Source organism: Serratia sp. TMDUHS_CL, from assembly GCF_037137105.1.
Taxonomy (GTDB): domain Bacteria; phylum Pseudomonadota; class Gammaproteobacteria; order Enterobacterales; family Enterobacteriaceae; genus Serratia; species Serratia nevei.
On sequence record NZ_JBBBDV010000006.1, the window covers coordinates 88,434 to 108,585 of the forward strand.

The 20,152-nt window shown below is 62.2% G+C and carries 17 protein-coding genes; 8 read left to right on the forward strand and 9 right to left on the reverse strand.

Annotated features, from left to right (window positions below; genetic code table 11):
• Positions 1-134 precede the first annotated feature (134 nt).
• Both WCL58_RS13310 and WCL58_RS13315 read left to right on the forward strand, forming a co-directional pair.
• Positions 135-629 carry an anti-virulence regulator CigR family protein gene (locus WCL58_RS13310; protein WP_087763533.1) on the forward strand — a complete coding sequence of 165 codons (495 nt, stop codon included), beginning with the start codon at positions 135-137 and terminating at the stop codon, positions 627-629.
• A gap of 114 nt (positions 630-743) precedes the next feature.
• Positions 744-1,274: a chorismate mutase gene (locus tag WCL58_RS13315; RefSeq protein WP_060419302.1), complete on the forward strand. Its 531-nt coding sequence runs from the start codon at positions 744-746 to the stop codon at positions 1,272-1,274.
• A 3-nt stretch (positions 1,275-1,277) separates the two neighbouring features.
• Here the strand turns inward: WCL58_RS13315 and WCL58_RS13320 are convergent, their stop codons facing one another.
• From WCL58_RS13320 to hutC, 4 genes are all read right to left on the reverse strand, one after another.
• Entirely contained in the window at positions 1,278-2,813 is a 1,536-nt protein-coding gene (locus WCL58_RS13320; RefSeq protein WP_336851270.1) for a serine hydrolase domain-containing protein, read from the reverse strand.
• Positions 2,814-3,057: 244 nt separating this feature from the next.
• Complete coding sequence (gene hutG, locus WCL58_RS13325; protein ID WP_060419298.1) at positions 3,058-3,861, reverse strand: N-formylglutamate deformylase; 804 nt, start codon at positions 3,859-3,861, stop codon at positions 3,058-3,060.
• Positions 3,858-5,081: an imidazolonepropionase gene (gene hutI, locus WCL58_RS13330; RefSeq protein WP_038877714.1), complete on the reverse strand. Its 1,224-nt coding sequence runs from the start codon at positions 5,079-5,081 to the stop codon at positions 3,858-3,860. Before hutI ends, hutG begins: the two co-directional genes overlap by 4 nt.
• Positions 5,082-5,238: 157 nt before the next feature.
• Positions 5,239-5,994 carry a histidine utilization repressor gene (gene hutC, locus WCL58_RS13335; RefSeq protein WP_033646346.1) on the reverse strand — a complete coding sequence of 252 codons (756 nt, stop codon included), beginning with the start codon at positions 5,992-5,994 and terminating at the stop codon, positions 5,239-5,241.
• 180 nt (positions 5,995-6,174) lie between these two features.
• Between hutC and WCL58_RS13340 the strand changes: the two genes are divergently transcribed.
• From WCL58_RS13340 to WCL58_RS13350, 3 genes are all read left to right on the forward strand, one after another.
• Positions 6,175-7,545, forward strand: coding sequence for a formimidoylglutamate deiminase (locus tag WCL58_RS13340; protein ID WP_336851271.1), 1,371 nt, complete (start codon positions 6,175-6,177; stop codon positions 7,543-7,545).
• On the forward strand, positions 7,545-8,108 hold the full coding sequence (locus tag WCL58_RS13345; RefSeq protein WP_336851272.1) for a HutD/Ves family protein: 564 nt from the start codon (positions 7,545-7,547) through the stop codon (positions 8,106-8,108). The genes WCL58_RS13340 and WCL58_RS13345 overlap by 1 nt, the downstream gene beginning before the upstream one ends.
• Before the next feature lie 72 nt (positions 8,109-8,180).
• The gene (locus tag WCL58_RS13350; protein WP_049200376.1) at positions 8,181-9,182 is read left to right on the forward strand and encodes a LacI family DNA-binding transcriptional regulator; all 1,002 of its coding nucleotides are present in this window, start codon (positions 8,181-8,183) and stop codon (positions 9,180-9,182) included.
• Between the two features lie 41 nt (positions 9,183-9,223).
• Here the strand turns inward: WCL58_RS13350 and WCL58_RS13355 are convergent, their stop codons facing one another.
• The 4 genes from WCL58_RS13355 to WCL58_RS13370 form a co-directional block, all read right to left on the reverse strand.
• Positions 9,224-10,666 (reverse strand): glycoside hydrolase family 32 protein, encoded by a 1,443-nt coding sequence (locus WCL58_RS13355; RefSeq protein ID WP_336851273.1) that lies wholly within the window; start codon positions 10,664-10,666, stop codon positions 9,224-9,226.
• Entirely contained in the window at positions 10,663-11,922 is a 1,260-nt protein-coding gene (locus tag WCL58_RS13360) for an MFS transporter (RefSeq protein ID WP_336851274.1), read from the reverse strand. Before WCL58_RS13360 ends, WCL58_RS13355 begins: the two co-directional genes overlap by 4 nt.
• Positions 11,923-12,091: 169 nt before the next feature.
• The gene (locus tag WCL58_RS13365; RefSeq protein ID WP_049200384.1) at positions 12,092-13,396 is read right to left on the reverse strand and encodes an MFS transporter; all 1,305 of its coding nucleotides are present in this window, start codon (positions 13,394-13,396) and stop codon (positions 12,092-12,094) included.
• Between the two features lie 93 nt (positions 13,397-13,489).
• Complete coding sequence (locus WCL58_RS13370; RefSeq protein WP_336851275.1) at positions 13,490-14,188, reverse strand: DAPG hydrolase family protein; 699 nt, start codon at positions 14,186-14,188, stop codon at positions 13,490-13,492.
• A gap of 93 nt (positions 14,189-14,281) precedes the next feature.
• On the opposite strand from WCL58_RS13370, the gene WCL58_RS13375 reads away from it, so the two are divergent.
• Complete coding sequence (locus tag WCL58_RS13375) at positions 14,282-14,926, forward strand: TetR/AcrR family transcriptional regulator (RefSeq protein WP_336851276.1); 645 nt, start codon at positions 14,282-14,284, stop codon at positions 14,924-14,926.
• Positions 14,927-14,972: 46 nt separating this feature from the next.
• Here the strand turns inward: WCL58_RS13375 and pckA are convergent, their stop codons facing one another.
• Positions 14,973-16,592 (reverse strand): phosphoenolpyruvate carboxykinase (ATP), encoded by a 1,620-nt coding sequence (gene pckA / locus WCL58_RS13380; protein ID WP_087763523.1) that lies wholly within the window; start codon positions 16,590-16,592, stop codon positions 14,973-14,975.
• A gap of 432 nt (positions 16,593-17,024) precedes the next feature.
• Between pckA and WCL58_RS13385 the strand changes: the two genes are divergently transcribed.
• Both WCL58_RS13385 and WCL58_RS13390 read left to right on the forward strand, forming a co-directional pair.
• Positions 17,025-18,368, forward strand: coding sequence for a 2-hydroxycarboxylate transporter family protein (locus WCL58_RS13385; protein ID WP_142109764.1), 1,344 nt, complete (start codon positions 17,025-17,027; stop codon positions 18,366-18,368).
• Positions 18,369-18,700: 332 nt separating this feature from the next.
• On the forward strand, positions 18,701-20,119 hold the full coding sequence (locus WCL58_RS13390) for a serralysin family metalloprotease (RefSeq protein ID WP_147840247.1): 1,419 nt from the start codon (positions 18,701-18,703) through the stop codon (positions 20,117-20,119).
• The last annotated feature ends 33 nt before the right edge of the window (positions 20,120-20,152 follow it).

Consider the following 20,152-nt stretch of genomic DNA (forward strand, 5'->3'; position numbering starts at 1 on the left):
CGAGGCGTTTTGCGTTAAAACAAGATTTTGGCGCGTCTGCCGTCTCGCGCGTCATCATCTCGGAGTTTTCCTTATACTTCGTCCGGGAAAGGCCCGCTATAGTCAAGAGAGTCACCCACGCAGGAATACACAACATGAACAAACGTCGTACGACCCTCACGGTGTTGGCGCTGATCGCGTCGCTGGGGTTGTCATCCGCTCCGGCTCTGGCCGATAAGGGCGGCAATGGTAACGGCAACGGTAATGGCCATGGCAACAGCGGCAATAACGGTAACCATGGCAATAACGGCAATCACGGTAACAAAGGCAATAAAGACCATTATGATAACGGCGTTTATCGCAACGACGACAATCTGATCACCGTCAACCTCTCGCGCGATCGCGCCCGTTCGCTGGCGCACAACTATGGCCTGACCGGCTACCGTTCGTTGCCGCCGGGCATCGCCAAGAATCTGGCGCGCGGTAAACCGCTGCCGCCGGGCATCGCAAAAAAAATGGTGCCGCGCTCTATGCTGCGTGAGCTGCCGCAGTACCCGGGGTATGAGTGGCGTATCGCCGGCGACGATCTGGTGCTGGTCGCACTCAGCACCGCGATAGTGGCTTCCGTTATCAATGGCGTGTTCGACTAACGCCTGTCGAGCGTTATCGGGCCTCGCTGTGGCGGGGCCTTTTTATTTGCCAGCGCGGGGCGGACGTGGTGAACTTTAGCCCTGACGTTTTCACTGCATCATAAGGGAGGTGCCATGTTCAGGGCGTTATTGATCGCCTGTTGTTTGACCAGTTTTCCGGCGTTGGCGGACGGCGCCGCCGCTCTCGGGGAGCTGGTGAACCAACGGCTGTCGTTGATGAAGGACGTTGCCGGTTACAAGGCCCAGCAGCATTTGCCGATCGAAGACCTGGCGCAGGAGGCGAAGGTGTTGGCCAGCGCGCAGGCGGAGGCGGGGCGTTTGGGGCTTGAGCCCGCGTCGGTGCGGCCTTTTATCGCCGCGCAGATGGACGCCGCCAAGGCGATTCAGTATCGCTATCGCGCCGACTGGCTGGCGAGCCCGGAAACCGGTTGGCAGCCGCGCCCGTTGGCGCAGGTGCGCCCGCAGATTGCGCGGTTGAGCAGCCAGATATTGCAACGGCTGGCGGAGCGGCTGCGCGCCGGCCCGCTTGGCGAGGCGGATCGGGCGGCGTTTATGGCGTCCGTGGATCAGGTGAACCTCAGCGCCGCCGACAAACGGCGGCTGGCGGATGCGCTGCTGGCGGTCAAAACCGGCAGCGCAGGCTGAGCGTCAGTCGCGGCCGACGGTGCTGCGGCGGAAGGTCAGCATCCGGCTGCGGTTGGCGATGAGATCCACGTTGTAACCGCGGAAATAGAGGCAAAAGCGTTTTAACCACGGGCCGTCCTGGCACTCCACCAGCATGCGGCCCTGGCCGAGCGGGCTGAGCGTACCGCTCTGCGCCGCCGGGCCGACGCCGATATGCACCCGATCGCCACGAATTTCAAACGCGGTGCGATAGTGCGGGTGATACCACAGCCCCTGCACATGCTTCAGGCAGTCGCCGTTGGCCGTGACCGGCAGAAAACGGCGCGCCACATGCCCGACTTCGCCCTCGACCGCTTCGCCGGTCCACTTCAATTTGATTGGCATATGGGCGGACAGCGACACCGCGTACCCGTCCTCGCCCTGATACAGCGGTTCACCGCTGCCCAGATAGGCCAGGTTGCCGTCTTTAACCTCCAGCCAGTGCGGCTCGGCCAGCGTGGCGTAAAGGCCGTCGGGGATCGCCGTGCTGCGCTGCGGCAAAGGTTCGCCCAGCAGCGCCGCCATCACCTGCAAAGCCATACCGAAACTGTCGCAGTCTTCGCGGTTGGCCACCAGCGCGACGCCGACCTGGCGATCGGGCGCCAGCAGGAAGTAGGTTTTGTAACCGGCGTGGGAACCGCCGTGGCCGAGCAAGCGGCGGCGGCCCAGCGGGGTTTGCGCCAGCCCCAGGCCATAGGCGCTGAGTTGGCCCTGATTGAGGCTGCGCGGGGCACCGAGTTGCGCCAGCACGCCCTGGCCGGGGCCCTCGTCGGCCAGCAGCGTTTGCAGCCAGCGGGTGAGGGCGTGGAGGCTGCCGGTCAGGCTACCGGAGGCGGAAAGGTGCAGGCCGGCGCTGGCGTGTTGCCAGCCCTGCGGCGCCCGCCAGTAACCCGGCACCAACCCCGGCACCACGTCGAACCAGCTTTCCGGTGCTTGCATCTGCACCTGCAGTGGCCGGGCGATGTGCTGTTGCACCAGTTGGTCGAAATCATACCCTTTGCTGCGCAGCGCGGCCTCCAGCAGCCGATAGCCGGTATTGCTGTAGGCGATCTCGCTGCCGGCTTCGTAGTTCAACTTCTCCAGCCCTTCGACAAACTGCATGACCGGCTGCGCCTCGCTGACGGCGTGCAGCGAGATGCCGAGCAAGCCGAGCGTTTCGCGCACGTCGGGCAGGCCGCCGGTCATGTCCAGCGCCTGGCCGACGGTGACGTCCGCCAGCGCAGGCTGCAGAGCGGGCAGCAGTTCGCCCAGGCGCTGATCGAGCCGAATGGCGCGGCCGGTGGCGTTCAGCGCCAGCGCGGCGAAGATATGTTTGGTCACGGAGGCGTAGCGCACCACGCTGTCGACGGTGAAGGGGGTATTCTGCGCCAGATCGGCCAGGCCGGCGCAGGCGGTGGCGCGGAGTTGTTCGGCGTCAAACAGGGTGATGGCGCCGCCGGGTTCGCCACGCCGTTGCCAGCCGGCCAGCAATTGTTCGGCGAGGGCGCCGGCAGCGCGCCAGTTTAACGGTGTTACAGACATAGGGCCTCCAGAGTGATGGTTCGAAACGGGCCAGCTCGGCCACACGCCGCCCGGCGCTGACGATGAGCGCGGGCTTTTCGGCTGATTGTGGCGCAGTGCGTTTTTCGTCGGCCGCTGTTTTGTGCGCTGTTTAGACCAGTCAGTGGTGAATCACGCGAAACTTTGATATAGCGCGCAGATTGCGGCTAACGTTGCGGTTAAAGGCAGGGGGAGAAACAGGCGCCCGGCGGCGCCTGCAGAGGGATCAGTTGAGTTTGGCGGCGCCGTCCAACAGGCCTTCAATCATCTGCTTGAGCAGGCGCTGCAGCGAGGCGGCGCGCTGCGGTTCGAACGCGTAAGGATACTGTTCGGACATGTAGTTCACCTGCGCCAGTTCGAGCTGGATCGCATGCTGTTGCTGCTGCGGCTGCCCGTAGGCGCGGGTGATGTAACCGCCCTTGAAGCGGCCGTTCAGCACGTGGGTGTACTGCTGTTGCTGCTCGCAGCAGGCGACCAGCCGATCGCTCAGCGCCTGGGCGCAGCTTTCTCCGCCGTTGGTGCCGAGGTTGAGATCCGGCAGCTGGCCGTCGAACAGCCGCGGGATCACCGAGGCGATGGAGTGTGCGTCGAACAGCAACGCATAGCCGTGCCGCGCCTTGAGGCGTGCCAGTTCGTCCTGCAGCTGCTGATGATAAGGTTGCCAAATCTGCTGCAGATAACCGGCGCGTTCTGCGTCCGTCGGCGCTTTGCCCGGCAGGAAGCTTGGGCGGCCGTCGAACAGCACGTCGGGATACAGGCCGGTAGTGGCGGTGGTGTACAGCGGCTTGTCGTCCGCCGGGCGGTTCAGATCGATGACGAAGCGCGAATAGTTGCCGACCAGCACGCTGGCGCCCATCGCCCGTGCGAAGTCGTACAACTGCGGAATGTGCCAGTCGGTATCGGGCAGCGGGCGGGCGTCGTCGGTCAACCCGGCCTCGACCGCCGGCGTCAGTTGCGTGCCGGCGTGTGGGATGCTGATCAGCAGCGGCAGGCTGCCGCTCTGGAAGCTAAAAGGATCGCGAATGGTCATTGACGTACTTCTCCTCGGAAAATCACCGTACAGGGCAGCTGGCCGCCCAACCAATAAGCCAGTTCCGCCGGCCGCGACAGCGGCCAGTGAACGAAGTCCGCCACCTTGCCGGTTTCCAGCGTGCCGTGGCTGTGTTGCAGCCCCAGCGCTTTGGCGGCGTGGGTGGTAACGCCCGCCAGCGCTTCTTCCGGCGTCAGGCGGAACAGCGTGCAGGCCATGTTGATCATCAGGCGCAGCGACAGCGCCGGCGAGGTGCCGGGGTTGGCGTCGCTGGCGATCGCCATCGCCACGTGGTGCTTGCGGAACAGCTCTACCGGCGGGCACTGGGTTTCGCGCAGCAGGTAATAGGCGCCGGGCAGCAGCACCGCCACGGTGCCGGCATCGCCCATGGCGCGGGCATCTTGTTCGGTAGCGTATTCGAGATGGTCGGCGGAGAGCGCGTGATGGCGCGCCGCCAGCGTGCTGCCGCCGAGGGCGGAGAGCTGCTCGGCGTGCAGCTTGACCGGCAGCCCGGCGGCCTCGGCGGCGGCGAAGACTCGCTCCACCTGCGCCGGTGAGAACGCCAGATGTTCGCAGAAGGCGTCAACCGCATCCGCCAGCCCGGCGGCGGCCGCCTGCGGAATGATGGTATCGCAGACCAGATTGATGTAGTCGTCGGCGCGGTTGGCGTATTCCGGCGGCAGCGCATGGGCTGCCAGACAGGTGGTTTTCACCTCGACCGGCAGCAGCTCGCCCAACTTGCGCGCCACCCGCAGCATCTTCAGTTCGCTCTCCGGGCTGAGGCCGTAACCGGATTTGATCTCCACGCAGGTGACGCCTTCCGCCAGCAACGGCCGCAGGCGGAACAGCGCCTGCTCCAGCAGCAGCGCCTCGTCGGCCTCGCGGGTGGCTTTCACGGTGGAAATGATGCCGCCGCCCTGCGCGGCAATGTCGGCGTAGCTCACGCCGTTCAGCCGCTGTTCGAACTCGCCGCTGCGGTTGCCGCCGAACACCAGGTGCGTGTGGCAGTCAACAAAGCCGGGGGTAATGATGCCGCCGTCGAATTTCACCGTTTCGTCCGCGATCAGGCCGGGCGGCAGCGCCGCATGTTCGCCAATCCAGACGATCTTGCCGTCGCGTACGGCGATCGCGCCGTCGGTCAGGGTGTGATAGTTGCCGTCGCGCATGGTGACGATATCGGCGCCGTGCCACAGGCTGTCACAGTGAATCTCAGACGTCATTGCTTTCCTCCGCCGGAGCCGCAGCTCCCACATGGTTGTATATACAATTAAAAACAACCTAACGCATTCACCGGGATGTCACAAGAGGCGGGAGAGATTTTGTTATCAGGATGTGATCGACAGCGGAGATGCGGGCGCAGGGCGCGCCCGCCGGGAATCAGACTTCGCTGGTGAAGCGGCCGAACAGCTGATAACGGCTGCCGGGGTACAGCAGCCGGGCCGAGGTCACCACGGTTTTGCCGGACCAGGTGCGGCGATGAATCAGCAGGCCGGGTTCGTGGTCTTCCAGCTGCAGCAGCTCGCGCTCGCGCCGGGTGGGGATCACCGCTTCGACGATGTGTTCGCCGGCGGTCAGCGGCGCGGCCTGCGTCAGATAGGTGTAAGGCGTGACGCGGTCGAAATCCTGCTTCAGGTAATCCGGCGCCACCAGCGGGTTGACGCAGCGGTCTTCCACCTGCACCGGCACATCGTTTTCGTAATGCACGATCTGCGAGTAGAACAGCCGTTGGCCGGGTTGAATGCCCAGCGCCGTCGCTTCTTCTTCGCTGGCCGCTCGGGCCTTCAGCTCGAGGATCTTGCTGCTGTGGCGATGGCCGCGCGCGGCGATCTCATCGGCGATGTTGTGCACTTCCAGCAGCGCGGTATGCGCTTTGGCTTCGGCGACGAAGGTGCCGACGCCCTGCATGCGAATCAAAAAACCTTCGCTGGTCAGCTCGCGCAGCGCGCGGTTGATGGTCATGCGGCTGACGCCCAGTTCCGCCACCAGTTCACTTTCGGAGGGCACGCGCTGGTGCGGTTGCCAATGCCCCGCACGGATTTGATTCACGATCGCCTGTTTGACCCGTTGGTAGATCGGGGCGGGGGCATCGCTCATTGCAGCCGCCAGTTGTAACACGGTCTGTTGTTCAGCCACGACGTTAACCTCGTCAAATAAAAAAATAATAACACCAGTTTACTGTTGATGTCGGCGTATGTATATGTATATACAACTAGTGGCCGTCGCGCCAGAAACTTGCCGGCGACAGCCAAAAATTCCTGAATGCGCGCCATCGCCGCGCCCCATTCGCCGTTACACCAACAGTGGAATACTGCCATGCCTGCTTATTTTGCCCCACGCGCTTTGCTCCCTGAGGGCTGGGCGCATAACGTCCGGCTGGACGTCGATGCGCAAGGTTATCTGACTCAAGTTACCGCCGACGCTGAACCGCAAGGCTGCATCCGGCTGCACGGCGATGTGGTGCCGGGCATGCCGAACCTGCACTCCCACGCTTTCCAGCGCGCGATGGCCGGGCTGGCGGAAGTGGCGGGCAACCCGCAGGACAGCTTCTGGACCTGGCGCGATCTGATGTACCGCCTGGTGCAGCGCCTGACGCCGGAGCAGGTGGAGGTGGTCGCCCGTCAACTGTATATCGAAATGCTCAAGGGCGGATACACCCAGGTGGCCGAATTCCACTACCTGCATCACGACGCCGACGGTAAGGCTTACGCCGATCGCGGTGAAATGACCGGCCGCCTCAGCGAGGCCGCGCATCAGGCCGGCATCGGCATGACGATGCTGCCGGTGCTGTACAGCTACGCCGGTTTCGGCGCGCAGCCGGCGCAGCCGGGGCAGAAACGTTTTATCCAGGATACCGAAAGCTATCTGCACCAGCAGCAGGTGATTGCCCGCCAGCTGGCGGATCGTCCGTTGCAGAATCAGGGGCTGTGCTTCCATTCGCTGCGTGCGGTGGAGCTGGGCCAGATGCAGCAGATTTTGGCCGCGTCGGATCGCACTTTGCCGGTGCATATTCATATCGCCGAGCAGCAAAAAGAGGTGAACGACTGCCTGGCGTGGAGCGGGCAGCGCCCGGTGGCCTGGCTGTATGACCATCTGCCGGTCGATCAGCGCTGGTGTCTGGTGCATGCCACCCATCTGGATCGCGATGAGCTGGAAGCGCTGGCGCGCAGCCGCGCGGTGGCCGGCCTGTGTCTGACCACCGAAGCCAACCTCGGCGACGGCATTTTCCCCGGCGACGCTTACCTGCAGCAGCAGGGGCGCTGGGGCATCGGTTCCGACAGCCACGTTTCGCTCAACGTGGTGGAAGAGTTGCGCTGGTTCGAATACGGCCAGCGGCTGCGCGATCAGCGCCGCAACCGTCTGACGACGCCGGAACAGTCGGCGGTGGGCGATGTGCTGTACCTGCAGGCGCTGCAGGGCGGCGCGCAGGCGTGCGGCGCGCCGATCGGCCGGTTGCAGAGCGGCTATCGCGCCGACTGGCTGGTGCTGGACGGCGACGATCCGTATCTGGCGGCGGCGCCGGACGCCTCGATCCTCAACCGCTGGCTGTTCGCCGGCGGCAAAGAGCAAATTCGCGACGTGTTCGTCGGCGGCCGGCAGGTGATCGAGCAGGGGCGGCACGCGCTACAGCAGCAGAGCAGCGCAGAGTTCCTGCAGGTGTTGAAAACCTTTCAGCAGGAGGCGTAATGAGCCTGACCCGTTTTAGCTTCGCCGCGCTGCCGGTCAGCCCGTGGCGCAACGGCGGTGGGGAAACCCGTGAAATCGTCAGCTGGCCACCGGGCGCGCAGGATTTTGACTGGCGCGCCAGCATCGCTACCATCGCGCAGGACGGGCCGTTTTCCGCCTTTACGGGCATCGACCGCTCGATCACTTTGCTGGAAGGCGACGGCGTGCGGCTGTTCAGCGCCGGGCATATCGACCATCAGTTGGTGCGTATCGGGGAGCCGTTCGCCTTTTCCGGCGACGTGGCGCTGGAAGCGACGCTGCTGGGCGGCGCCAGTCAGGATTTCAACATCATGACGCGCCGCGGCCGGCAGGCGGCCGAGGTGCGGCGCAGCACGGCGCCCGTCACCCTGCTGCCCAATCGGGCGGGCGTGCTGTATGTGCTGAGCGGAGTTTGGTCGCTGCCGGAGGGCGGCGAACTGCGGGCGCACGAGGGCGTCTGGTGGGCGGCGCAGACGGCGGGCGGTGAAATAGCGCCGCTGACGGCCGACGGCGCTCTCCTGTGGGCGAACATCACAGCCTGCTAACGCAGAGTAGAGTCCTGCGCCCGGTTATGGGATTATTCACTTTTTCCCATTAATCATCATAAAGAAGGGCGCATGGCTTCGCTGAAAGACGTCGCAAAACTTGCCGGAGTCTCGTTGATGACGGTGTCCCGCGCCATCAATGAACCCGGCAAGCTGCGGCCGGAAACCTACCGCCGCGTCAAACAGGCTATCGACCAGTTGGACTATGTGCCGGATCTGTCGGCGCGGCGTATTCGCGGTGACGGAAATCGCGTGCAGACGCTCGGCGTGCTGGCGCTGGACACCGCCACGACGCCGTTCTCGGTGGAAATGATCCTGTCGATTGAGAAAACCGCGCGCGAGCGAGGCTGGAACAGCTTCGTCGTCAACCTGTTTGCCGACGACAACGCCGAACAGACCGTCGATCTGCTGCTGGCGCATCGTCCGGATGGGGTGATCTTCACCACGATGGGGCTGCGCGAGGTGACATTGCCGGCCAAACTGTTGGACAAAAAGCTGGTGCTGGCCAACTGCGTCAGCCCGGCGCATTCGATCGCCAGCTACATTCCTGATGACGAGCAAGGGCAGTATGACGCCACACGCGCGCTGATCGCCAAAGGCTATCGCGCGCCGCTGTGCATTCATTTACCGGCGGATACGCTGGCGGCGGGCCTGCGCCGTCGCGGTCTGGAACGCGCCTGGCGCGAAGCGGGGCGCGATGTTGAACAGCTGCGGCAGTATCATCTCGATCTGAGCGGCGGCGACCAAAGCTATCGCGACTGCGTCGCGCTGCTGGAGCGGCATTTCTCTGCAGGAAGGCGCGATTGCGATGTCGTGGTGTGCGGGAACGATCGGATAGCCTTTCTGGTGTATCAGGTATTGCTGGCGCAAGGATGGCGGATACCGCAACAGGTAGCGGTGCTGGGTTACGACAATATGGTCGGCACCGGCGAACTGTTCCTGCCGGCATTGACGACGGTGCAGCTGCCGCATTACGAGCTGGGCCGCCTTGCGGCGCTGCATGTGATTGAGCAGCGGGAGCAGCGTGAGACGGTGAAAGTGCCTTGCCCGCTGTTGGAGCGTGGTTCGCTGTAAGCGCACCGGGTGCGTCGCTGCGCGCCCGGTGCTCATGCCCATTATCCCCAGAGGCTTGCCAATCGCCATCCCGTGATGGGCTCGAACTGTGCCCGGCCGCCTTCGGCGAACAGGCTGAGGCGGCGATCGCCCGCCGTCGGATAAATTCGGCTGGTCAGGCAGGCCTGGCCCTGATTGACGAAGATCTCCAGCGATGAGCGGTCAATGAAGATCCGTAGCGACAGGCTGTCACCTTCTGGCAGCGGCACGCTGCGGCAAGTGCACAGGGCGGGGTTTTCATGAAAACGTTCCAGCACCAGCCGGTGCGCCTGATTGTCGACGAACAGCCGCGCCGCACTCCCGATGGCCAGCCCGTAGCGCTCGGAGTCGTTGTCGGCCGGTCTCAACATCAGGGTGAGTTCCTGCACGTCGTCCGCCAGCGGCAGATGCTGATTGGTCAGCGTCTGTGCCAAAAAGGTGTGCGATTCTCGGCGCAGCGCCGTCAGTTCACGCGCCGGGTTCATGCGGACGCTGCCGTCGGCGGCCAGCGTTAGCTCACGCGGCAGGGTGAGGGCGCCGGCCCAACGGTGCGCTTTGCTGGGCATTGGGGATTCCCACATATCCATCCAGGCAAACAGCAGCCGACGGCCGTCGGCGGCGGTGAAGGTCTGCGGCGCATAGAAATCGTGGCCGGCATCCAGCTCGCAGAAGGGTTGGGTCACCCTAAAGTCGCTGTCCGGCCGCCAGTGGCCGAGCAGATAGCCGCTCTGGAAGCGATTGCGGTAGCGGTAGCCCTGTGCCGCCAGCCCCTGCGGCGAGAACAACAACAGGTGTTGTTCCCCCAGCGGGAAGAAATCCGGGCATTCCCACATATACCCTTGATGCGCCGCCTGCGCGCCGGCCAGCACCCGATCGAAGCGCCAGGCGCGCAGATCTGCAGAACGGTACAGGCGCACCTGGCCCAGGCCGTTTTCTTTGGCACCGACCACCAGCCACCATTCGCCGTTCTCGCGCCAGACTTTCGGATCGCGGAAATGCTGAATGCCGTCCGGCGCGGCCAGCACCGGCCCGTGCTTGACGAAGCGTATGCCGTCTTCGCTGGTGGCCAGACATTGCACTTCCCGCACCTGGCTGTCGTCGCCGGGCTCGCCCAGCCACACGTGGCCGGTGTAAATCAGCGTCAGCACGCCGTTGTCATCCACGGCGCAGCCGGAAAAACAACCGTCTTTGTCATAGGGCGCATCGGGCGCCAGGGCGATGGGCTGGTGCTGCCAGCGGATCAGATCGCGGCTGGTCGCGTGCCCCCAGTGCATGGGGCCCCAGTGCTCGCTATAGGGGTGATGCTGGAAGAAGGCATGATAGACGCCGTCAATACAGATCAGCCCGTTGGGATCGTTGATCCAGCCGGCGGGCGGCGCGAGATGGAACTGCGGGTAGTATTCGTCTCGGCGTTCTGCGCGCAGGGCTTCGACCGCATGGTCGGCTTGAGCTAAGGCAGTGTTCATTGGACAGACTCACTTGATTTAATGGCGGATTGAAAGGGGGCTGCGCTGGCGGAACGTTCGCCGCGCAGCAGGAAACAGGAGACAAGCGTCGTGGCGGCGACCGCGCACCCCATCAGCAGATAGGTGTCGGCAAAGCCGATGCGGTCATAACCGTAGCCCGCCAGCGGCGACAGGAAGCTGGCCATCACCTGGGTGATGAACTGAAAGCCCACCAGGTAAAGCGTTGAGGAGAGGCGACTGTCGAAGCGGCTGGCGATGTATTTGAAGATAGCGATCAGCAGGATCGGCAACTCTACGGCGTGCAGCAGTTTCATGGCGGAGATCATCAATGCGCCGCTGACCAAGCCTGAGCCGAACATGCGCAGCGCCATCACGCCACCGGCCAGCAGCAGCCCCTGTTTGGCGCCGATGCGGTTCACCAGCAGCGGCGCCAGGAACATGCCGCCGGCTTCGAGGAAGACCTGCAGCGAGTTGAGGAAGCCGTACATCTCGTTGCCCTGTTCGCGAGAAGCGAACTGCGAGGCGAAGTAGACCGAAAATTGCTGATCGAAAACGTTGTACACGCTGATACCGAGCACAAACACCACCAGCGCCCAGAAGCCCGGCATACGCAGCAGCGCCAGCGCATTCTGCAGCCGCAGATTTTCCGGTTTGCCGAACGCCAGGCCGGCCATGGCGTTCGGCTTCAGCTCGCGCACCTGGCTGAGCAGCAACAGGAATACCACGGCGGCGGCGGAGGCCAGCCAGAAATTGATGTTCGGATCGATATTGAAGATAAAACCGGCCAAAAAGGTGGCGCTGGCCCAGCCGAGCGATCCCCACATGCGGGCGCGGCCGAATTCGAAACCGCTGATGCGGCTGACTCGCTCGGTATAAGATTCCAGCGCGCCGATGCCGGCGAAGAAGGTGGCGCCGATAAATACCCCGCCGACCAGTGCGCCGAGCGGCAGGCTGCTGGCCAGCAGCGGGGCGTAAACGTAGATAAAGAACGGGCCGGTCAGCAGCAGCATCACGCCGAGAAACTGCAGCAGGTGTTTGCGCAGCCCAAGTTTGTCCTGAATAAACCCGTACAGCGGCTGTGCGCACAGCGCCACTAACGAGATAGCGGAGAAGATCAGGCCGGTCTCGGCGCCTTTCAGGCCGATCTTCTGATTCAGCCACAGCGAGATCAGCGAAAAGCTGGAAGACCATGTGAAGAAAAAGAAGAACAGCAGGCCGCTGAGCAGCACGTAATATTTTTTAGTTTCGCGGTTCATGGGTAGGGCCCCGGTGAGTGAAGTTAGCTCTATTGTTAACGTTAACTCGCAAAGGGATGAAGCTAGCAGATATCACGCGTGCGATGTTAATCACAAAAGTTAACGTTAACACTTTGGCGTTGTGATCGAGGTCACGAGTTGGCAAGGGGGGCGATGTGCCCCCGGAGGATTAACGTTCGTTCAGCGAGCGCAGATGGTCGTCGCGGCGCAGCGTCATCAGCGCAAACAGGCTGACCACCGAGGTAGCGACCACGTAGTAGGCGGGAATGTCGATATTACCGGTCTGTTTGATGAGGCCGGTGATAATCAGCCCGGCCGAGCCGGAAAACACCGCATTGGACAGCGAGTAAGCCAGCCCCAAGCCGGTATAGCGCACCCGGGTCGGGAACATCTCCGCCAGCATCGCCGGGCCAGGGCCGGCCAGCAGGCCGACCACGGCACCGGCGATCATCACCGCCAGCCCTTTGGCCCACAGTGAACTCTGCGCATCTTGCAACAGGTGCAACAGCGGGAAGGTGAACAGGATCACCGCCGCCACCGCCGTCAGCATCACCGTTTTACGCCCCAGTTTGTCGCTGATGATGCCCGCCGGCAGAATGGTCAGGGCGAAGCCGACGTTGGCGAGCACCGTCGCCACCAGCGCCTGCTGGAAGGTGGCGTGCAATGAAGTTTGCAAATAGGAAGGCATCACCACCAGGAAGGTATAGCCGGCGGCCGACCAGCCCATCATGCGGCCGATGCCGATCAGAATGGTTTTCACCACGCCGCCCAGCTTCGCTTCCGGCGGCGCGGCGGCGTGTTCCGCATGTTGCTGCGCCTGGGTGAACGTGGGCGTTTCCTCGAGCTTGAGCCGCAGCCACAGCGCCACGGCGCCCATCGGCAGCGCCAGCAGGAAGGGAATGCGCCAGCCCCAGTCATGCAGCTGCTGCGCGCTGAGCAGCGCGGCCAGCAGCGCCACCAGCCCAGCCCCGGCCAGCAGGCCGAGCGCGACGGTCAGCGACTGCCAGGCGCCGAACAGCCCACGCTTGCCCTTCGGGGCGAACTCGGTCATCAGCGACACGGCGCCGCCGAATTCGCCGCCGGCGAACAGCCCCTGAAACATACGCAGCAGCGTCAGCAGCAGCGGGGCGGCGACGCCGATCGAGGCATAGGTCGGCATGACGCCGATCAGCGCGGTGGCCAGCGTCATCAACAACAGAACCGCAATCAGCGTCGGGCGACGGCCGATACGATCGCCGATGCGGCCGAAGATCACCGCGCCGATCGGCCGACAGAAAAACGCCAGCGCGAAGGCGGCGTAGGTGAGGATCAGGCTGGTGATTTCGTTTTCACCCTGCAGCGTGAAAAAATTGGCGGCGATAACGGTGGCCAGGAACCCGTACACCCCGAACTCATACCATTCGATAAAGTTGCCGACCGAGCCGGCCAGCAACGCCTGACGCGAGCGGCGCGCGTCGAGAGTCTGTTGATTCATCCCCGTTCCCATACTTTTGAATTATTGTTCGTCAGTTCTAAATTTATACGACAAAACAATCAATTGATTTCAGCGGGAACTGTGAGGCGCGATTTACCAGATCAACGGCGCCGGTTCGCGGCCGTTTTCGGCGTAGTACAGCGACGGCAGGAACTGCGCCAGATAGCTGAACTCGTTGTAGCAGTGGCGCATCAGGTTAAAGCCGATGTCGTCCGGCAGCTCGTCGTGGGCGTTGGCGCAGGCTTTGCCCAGCAGGAAGCGGCTGCGCAGCACGCAGCCATAGGGCGTGTCGCGCACCAGGTGCAGCATCTCGCCGTCGCAGGGATCGCCGTTGTCATCCAGCGCCACCTGGTCACCGAAGCCGATGCGCGCGCAAACGGCGGCGGAGAGCGCCTGCGCGTCGCGCGCCTGGCGCAGCGGCTGCGGCGCGAAGAAATCCTCGGCGGCGTGAAACTTGAGGCGTGCCGCGACCGGCGGCAGCTCCGCCAACCACTCGATCGCTTCGATGCTGGCGCCGACGTAGTTTTCCCCCTTTTTCCAGTGGCGATCCCAGCCGCGGTGTTCGACGTGATCGTGCGGGTGCCACCAGTTGATATGCTGAGTCGTTTCGAAGAAGGTGAACCACCAGTCCAGCATGCGCCCTTTGCAGCCGTGCAGGTCGGTGCGAACCGCCACGGTCAGCAGGCCGTCGGCGCTGCGGCTTAGCCCCATCTCCAGCCGCAGCGGTTCGGGCCTGAGCAACTCGTTGATATCGTTAACGCCCCACGGCGCCAGCAGGGAGGGATGTGTCATAATGGGTTCCTTTTTTATTTTGGAAACGAATTGCGTTTCCAAAATAAGGCTATGCCGCTATGCTGAGTCTGTCAACGCTTATGAGGAATAAATATGGCAAACCCGAATGAAGAACCGCTGCGTGCTCGCGGCCGGCCGGCCACGCCGGAAACGGCGCTGCGCGCGGCGCTGGTTCAGGCGACGTTGGCACTGCTGATCGACGGTGGCTATGCCGCGGCGACGGTGGATGCGGTGGCGAAACGCGCCGGGGTGGCTAAAAAAACCCTGTATCGCTTTGCCGCCAACCGCGACGAACTGGTGGCGCAGGCGGTAAGCGGTTGGACCGAGGCGTTTCAGCCGGCCTTCGCCCAGGATGCCGGGCAGCGGGCGGCGGTTGCGCCGCTGCTGGAAAAAGGGCTGCAGGCCATCGCGCAGCAGGTGCTGAGTGCGGAAGCGGTGGGCATGTTCCGGCTGCTGCAAAGCGAATTTCCGGGGCGCGAGGGGCTGCTGGACAGCTACCAGCGCAACGGTATTCAGCGCGGCCGTGCGACGGTGACGGACTGGCTGCAGCGCCAGCAGCAGTGCGGATGGCTGCGTGAGCACGACTGGGCGCAAACCAGCGACCTGCTGTTGGCGATGACCATCGCCGAACCGCTGCGGCAGATGACGCTGGGGCTGTTGCCGCCGGGCAGCGCGATCGACGAGCGCATCGCGGCGGCGGTGGCGCTGGTGATGCCGGGTTTGCTGGAAGAGGAGTGAAAACAAAAAAGGGCCGACGAATCGGCCCTTGAGCGGGGGAATGCCGTTACCGTTTAGGCCCGGCGTTCACCAGTTTTTCGCCCGCCGGGGTGACGGTATATTTGGCGAAGTTATCGATAAAGCGCTGCGCCAGATCCTGCGCCTTCTCCTGCCACAGCGATTCGTCGGCATAGGTTTTGCGCGGATCGAGAATCGACGGATCGACGCCCGGCAGCGCGGTCGGCACTGCCAGCCCGAAGATCGGCAGCGTGAATGTCTCGGCCTGCTCAATGTCGCCATTTAGAATGGCGTCGATGATGCCGCGCGTGTCTTTGATCGAGATACGTTTGCCGCTGCCGTTCCAGCCGGTGTTGACCAGGTAAGCCTGGGCGCCGGCGGCCTCCATGCGTTTCACCAGCACTTCGGCATACTGCGTCGGGTGCAGCGTCAGGAACGCGGCGCCGAAGCAGGCGGAGAAGGTCGGCGTCGGCGCGGTGATGCCGCGCTCGGTGCCGGCCAGCTTGGCGGTGAAGCCGGACAGGAAGTGGTACTGGGTCTGCTCAGGCGTCAGGCGCGATACCGGCGGCAGTACGCCGAAGGCGTCGGCGGTCAGGAAGATGATCTTGCGCGCATGGCCAGCTTTGGACACCGGTTTGACGATGTTCTCGATGTGATAAATCGGATAGGAGACGCGGGTGTTCTCGGTTTTGCTGGCGTCGTCGAAGTCGATGCTGCCGTCGGCCAGCACGGTGACGTTTTCCAGCAGCGCATCGCGGCGGATCGCCTGATAGATTTCCGGCTCCGCCTGCGGCGACAGCTTGATGGTCTTGGCGTAGCAGCCGCCTTCGAAGTTGAACACGCCGTCGTCGTCCCAGCCGTGCTCGTCATCGCCGATCAGCTGGCGCTTCGGATCGGTGGAGAGGGTGGTTTTGCCGGTGCCGGACAGGCCGAAGAACACCGCCACATCGCCTTGCTCGCCGACGTTGGCCGAGCAGTGCATCGAGGCGATGCCCTTCAGCGGCAGCAGGTAGTTCATGATCGAGAACAGGCCTTTCTTCATCTCGCCGCCGTACCAGGTGCCGCCGATCAGCTGCATGCGTTCCGTCAGGTTGAAGGCGACGAAGTTCTCCGAATGCAGCCCTTGCTGCTGCCAGTCCGGGTTGGTGCATTTGGCGCCGTTCATCACCACGAAGTCCGGCTCGAAGTCTGCCAGTTCGGCGTCGCTCGGGCGAATAAACATGTTTTTCACGAAGTGCGCCTGCCAGGCCACCTCGGTGATGAAACGCACTTTCAGGCGCGTGTCGGCGTTGGCGCCGCAGAACGCGTCCACCACGAACAGACGCTTGCCGGAGAGCTGGTTGCCCACTAGCGTTTTCAGATGCTGCCAGACTTCCGGGGAGAGCGGCTGGTTGTCGTTCTTGCCGGTGCCGTTGTCCGACCACCAGACGGTATCGCGCGTGGTGTCGTCGCGCACGATGTATTTGTCCTTCGGCGAGCGGCCGGTGAATTCACCGGTTGCGACGTTGACCGCACCCAGCTGGGTGAGGGTGCCGCGTTCCAGCGGCGGCAGGTCGGCGCGGGTCTCTTCGGCGAACAGTAATTCATAGCTGGGGTTATAGACGACGTCGGCGGCCTGATGAATGCCGTAGCGAGCGAGGGTTTGTGGGGTAACAGCGCGTGAAGACATATTCTACTTCCTTATGAGTCATATTATGCCTCTTTCCCGTGCGGTGCCGCGCGCAGGATTAAGGTTCGGATCAAGCTGACCGGATTCAGCTAATGCGTTTCCGGTTCTTTATTAATAAAGCAGGGGGCTTTTTCGCCCTCCTATAGCATAGCAGCGAATTTAAACCCGATTACTTTAATTACAAAATGCTGACGATAATTAATTAAAACTAACCTTGGCGGAGGGTCACAATATTGAATTCCGCGGGCGTAATTTAGTTTTGCATTTTTATTTTTTATCATATCGTCAGAGCTGTCTACTGTTTTATTTCTTATTAGAAAAAGCGAAATCCACAATAGGATTTTTCGTAATCATTTGTTTTTACTTGGCTATGGCAAGATCGTTGCGCCAGGTGAATCTAACCGTACTGTACGCTTGTCAGCAGGGTGAATAATGAAACAGATAAATGCAGAACTGGCCTGTGATAAAAATACGGCATCGTCCGAATCCTCAGGATTAATTAATCAACTTCGTCAAATAGATATCGGTGCGGTACCGATCGCATTGTTTATCACGATTTGCGCGATCGTGGCGATTTCCGCCTATGCCAACTTCCTGCCGAAGAATATGATCGGCGGCCTGGCGGTGATAATGACGCTGGGCTTTGCGCTGGCGCAGTTGGGAAAAAGCATTCCCGTGCTGCGCGATATCGGCGGGCCGGCCATTCTGTGTTTGATGGTGCCGTCGGTGCTGGTCTACTTCAATGTCTTCCAGCCTAACGTCATGAGCACCGTCCATTTGCTGATGAAAGACGCCAACCTGCTGTATTTCGTCATCGCCAGTCTGGTGGTCGGCAGCATTCTCGGCATGAATCGGGTGATCCTGATCCAGGGGATGATTCGCATGTTCGTGCCGTTGGTAGTGGGCACGATCACGGCGGTGATCACCGGGCTGCTGGTGGGCAAGCTGTTCGGTTTTACCTTCTATCACACCTTCTTCTTTATCATCGTGCCGATCATCGGCGGTGGCATCGGCGAGGGGATTTTACCGCTGTCGTTGGCCTATTCGGCAATCCTGGGATCGACGCCTGACGTCTACGTCGCGCAGCTGGCGCCGGCGGCGGTGTTGGGCAATATCTTCGCCATCGTGACCGCCGGGGTGCTTGCGCGCATCGGCATGCAGCGCAAGGCGCTGAGCGGCGACGGCATGCTGATCCGTTCGGCGCAGGAGAACGCGATGTTCGCCATCAAGGAGCAAAGCGGCAACGTCGATTTCCAACTGATGGGCGGCGGGCTGCTGGTGATCTGCGCCTTCTTTATCGTCGGTGGCCTGTTCGAACACATCGTGCATATTCCCGGCCCGGTGCTGATGATCCTGTTCGCGGTGTTGTGCAAGTACTGCCGGGTGATCCCGGCCTCGATGGAAACCGGCGCGCACAGTTTCTACAAGTTCGTCTCCACGGCGCTGGTGTGGCCGCTGATGATCGGTCTGGGCATGCTGTACGTACCGCTGGAAAGCGTGGTGGCGGTGTTCTCGGTCGGTTATGTGGTGGTCTGCGGCTCGGTGGTGCTGTCGATGGGGCTGGTCAGTTTCCTGATTGCGCCTTACCTGAAGATGTTCCCGGTGGAAGCGGCGATCGTCACCTGTTGCCACAGCGGCCTGGGCGGCACCGGTGACGTGGCGATCCTGTCGGCGTCGAACCGCATGGGGCTAATGCCGTTCGCCCAAATCGCCACGCGCATCGGCGGCGCTTCCACGGTCATCGGGGCGACGCTGCTGCTCGGTTGGTTAGTCTGAGTCCAGAATTTCTTATGGATAGCCGGGGTTGGATTGCCCCGGTTTTTTTATGCGTTTCTTCCGCTTATCGTGATAATGCTGATGATTACCTTGAAAATCATTCGTATGGCGCAAATGCATAGTCGTACTTTATCTAAGAAAATTCTGTACTCGGCGAAAATGTGTCTATTCTTTTCTCTTAAGGGATTATCGTTCTCATTCAGAGTGCCGAGGGAAGGCGCCACCGCATTACCGATATCCCCGTATTGATTCAACACCGGGCCGCTGCCGTTCAGGCAATCCGCCAGTTGGGGCATCCCCCCGATTGAATTGACGAATATGGAGATAAGGTTATGTCATCAAGCAATGCTTCCGTTAAGGCCGAAGGCGTATTAGCCCTGCTGGGCGCTTATAAACCCGATGAAGACGACAGCATTACCGTGCTTCATCCGTCGAAAACGTTCGAAAACGCCGGCCTGGAGCTGGTGCGCGGCGATCGCAGTTGGCACGACAAGGGCGTGACCGACACGCCGGTCTCCCTGACCTTCAGCTTCTGGGAAAAGGCGCCGAGCAACATGTCGAGCATGGGCATCAGCGGCTTCAGCAGCTTTAACGCCGAACAGCGCGAGCAGGCCAAACTGTCGTTGCAGTCATGGTCCGACGTGGCCAACGTCACCTTTACCGAAACCAGCAACACCGCCGCCGCCAACATCAAATTCGGCCTGTTCGACTACAGCTCGCGCGGCTCCTATGCCTTTGCGTATAACCCGGATACCTCGCCTTCGGTTGCCGGGCAAACCTGGTATAACGCCAAGAACCACACCTTCGTCAACAACCAGATCCATGAGAACGAGTACGGTCGCCAGACCTTCACCCATGAAATCGGCCATGCGCTGGGGCTGCAGCATCCGGGCGACTATAACGCCGCGCCGGGCGTCAGCATCACCTACGGCAAGGACGCAACCTATTTCGAGGACAGCCGTGCCCACAGCGTGATGAGCTATTTCAGCGAAAGCAACACCGGGCAGGACTTTAAAGGCGCGTACTCTTCCGGGCCGCTGCTCAACGACATTACGGCGATCCAGCATTTCTACGGCGCCAACATGAACACCCGCACCGGCGATACGATCTACGGCTTCAATTCCAATACCGATCGCGACTTCCTCACCGCTACCGGCGCGCAGGACAAGATTATTTTCACCGCCTGGGATGCCGGCGGTAACGACACCTTCGACTTCTCCGGCTTTGGCCAGAATCAGCGCATCAACCTGAATGAAAAAGCGTTCTCGGACGTTGGCGGCCTGAAAGGCAACGTGTCCATCGCCGCAGGCGTAACGATTGAAAATGCCATCGGCGGATCGGGCAACGATGTGCTGGTGGGCAACGCCGCCGACAACGTGCTCAAGGGCGGCGCGGGCGATGATGTGCTGTATGGCGGCAAAGGGGCGGATCAGCTGTGGGGCGGCGCCGGCAAGGACACCTTCGTCTATTTCGCGGCGGATGAATCGACGGCGGCGGCACCGGATTGGATCCGCGACTTCGTGCGCGGTGAAGACAAGATCGATCTGACGCTGTTCAACACCGGCAGCGCGGACGGCATTCGCTTCGTCGATCAGTTCAGCGGCAAGGCGGGTGAAGCGATGTTGAGCTATGACGCGCAAAGTCACGTCAGCGACGTGGCGATCAACCTGGGCGGCGCTTTTGGCGCCAGCGATTTCCTGGTGAAAGTGGTGGGGCAGCCGCTGGATGCCGGCGATTTCGTGTTGGCGTAATGTTGGCAACAAAAATAGGGCGTTTTGGGTAAA

What these genes read in the sequence shown, in the direction of transcription:
- WCL58_RS13385 (WP_142109764.1), top strand. Translation starts at nt 17,025, where the DNA reads ATGAAACAGATAAATGCAGAACTGGCCTGTGATAAAAATACGGCATCG.
- WCL58_RS13350 (WP_049200376.1), top strand. Translation starts at nt 8,181, where the DNA reads ATGGCTTCGCTGAAAGACGTCGCAAAACTTGCCGGAGTCTCGTTGATG.
- WCL58_RS13365 (WP_049200384.1), bottom strand. Translation starts at nt 13,396, where the DNA reads ATGAATCAACAGACTCTCGACGCGCGCCGCTCGCGTCAGGCGTTGCTG.
- WCL58_RS13345 (WP_336851272.1), top strand. Translation starts at nt 7,545, where the DNA reads ATGAGCCTGACCCGTTTTAGCTTCGCCGCGCTGCCGGTCAGCCCGTGG.
- pckA (WP_087763523.1), bottom strand. Translation starts at nt 16,592, where the DNA reads ATGTCTTCACGCGCTGTTACCCCACAAACCCTCGCTCGCTACGGCATT.
- WCL58_RS13375 (WP_336851276.1), top strand. Translation starts at nt 14,282, where the DNA reads ATGGCAAACCCGAATGAAGAACCGCTGCGTGCTCGCGGCCGGCCGGCC.
- WCL58_RS13370 (WP_336851275.1), bottom strand. Translation starts at nt 14,188, where the DNA reads ATGACACATCCCTCCCTGCTGGCGCCGTGGGGCGTTAACGATATCAAC.
- WCL58_RS13320 (WP_336851270.1), bottom strand. Translation starts at nt 2,813, where the DNA reads ATGTCTGTAACACCGTTAAACTGGCGCGCTGCCGGCGCCCTCGCCGAA.
- WCL58_RS13310 (WP_087763533.1), top strand. Translation starts at nt 135, where the DNA reads ATGAACAAACGTCGTACGACCCTCACGGTGTTGGCGCTGATCGCGTCG.
- WCL58_RS13360 (WP_336851274.1), bottom strand. Translation starts at nt 11,922, where the DNA reads ATGAACCGCGAAACTAAAAAATATTACGTGCTGCTCAGCGGCCTGCTG.
- WCL58_RS13315 (WP_060419302.1), top strand. Translation starts at nt 744, where the DNA reads ATGTTCAGGGCGTTATTGATCGCCTGTTGTTTGACCAGTTTTCCGGCG.
- WCL58_RS13390 (WP_147840247.1), top strand. Translation starts at nt 18,701, where the DNA reads ATGTCATCAAGCAATGCTTCCGTTAAGGCCGAAGGCGTATTAGCCCTG.
- WCL58_RS13355 (WP_336851273.1), bottom strand. Translation starts at nt 10,666, where the DNA reads ATGAACACTGCCTTAGCTCAAGCCGACCATGCGGTCGAAGCCCTGCGC.
- hutI (WP_038877714.1), bottom strand. Translation starts at nt 5,081, where the DNA reads ATGACGTCTGAGATTCACTGTGACAGCCTGTGGCACGGCGCCGATATC.
- hutG (WP_060419298.1), bottom strand. Translation starts at nt 3,861, where the DNA reads ATGACCATTCGCGATCCTTTTAGCTTCCAGAGCGGCAGCCTGCCGCTG.
- WCL58_RS13340 (WP_336851271.1), top strand. Translation starts at nt 6,175, where the DNA reads ATGCCTGCTTATTTTGCCCCACGCGCTTTGCTCCCTGAGGGCTGGGCG.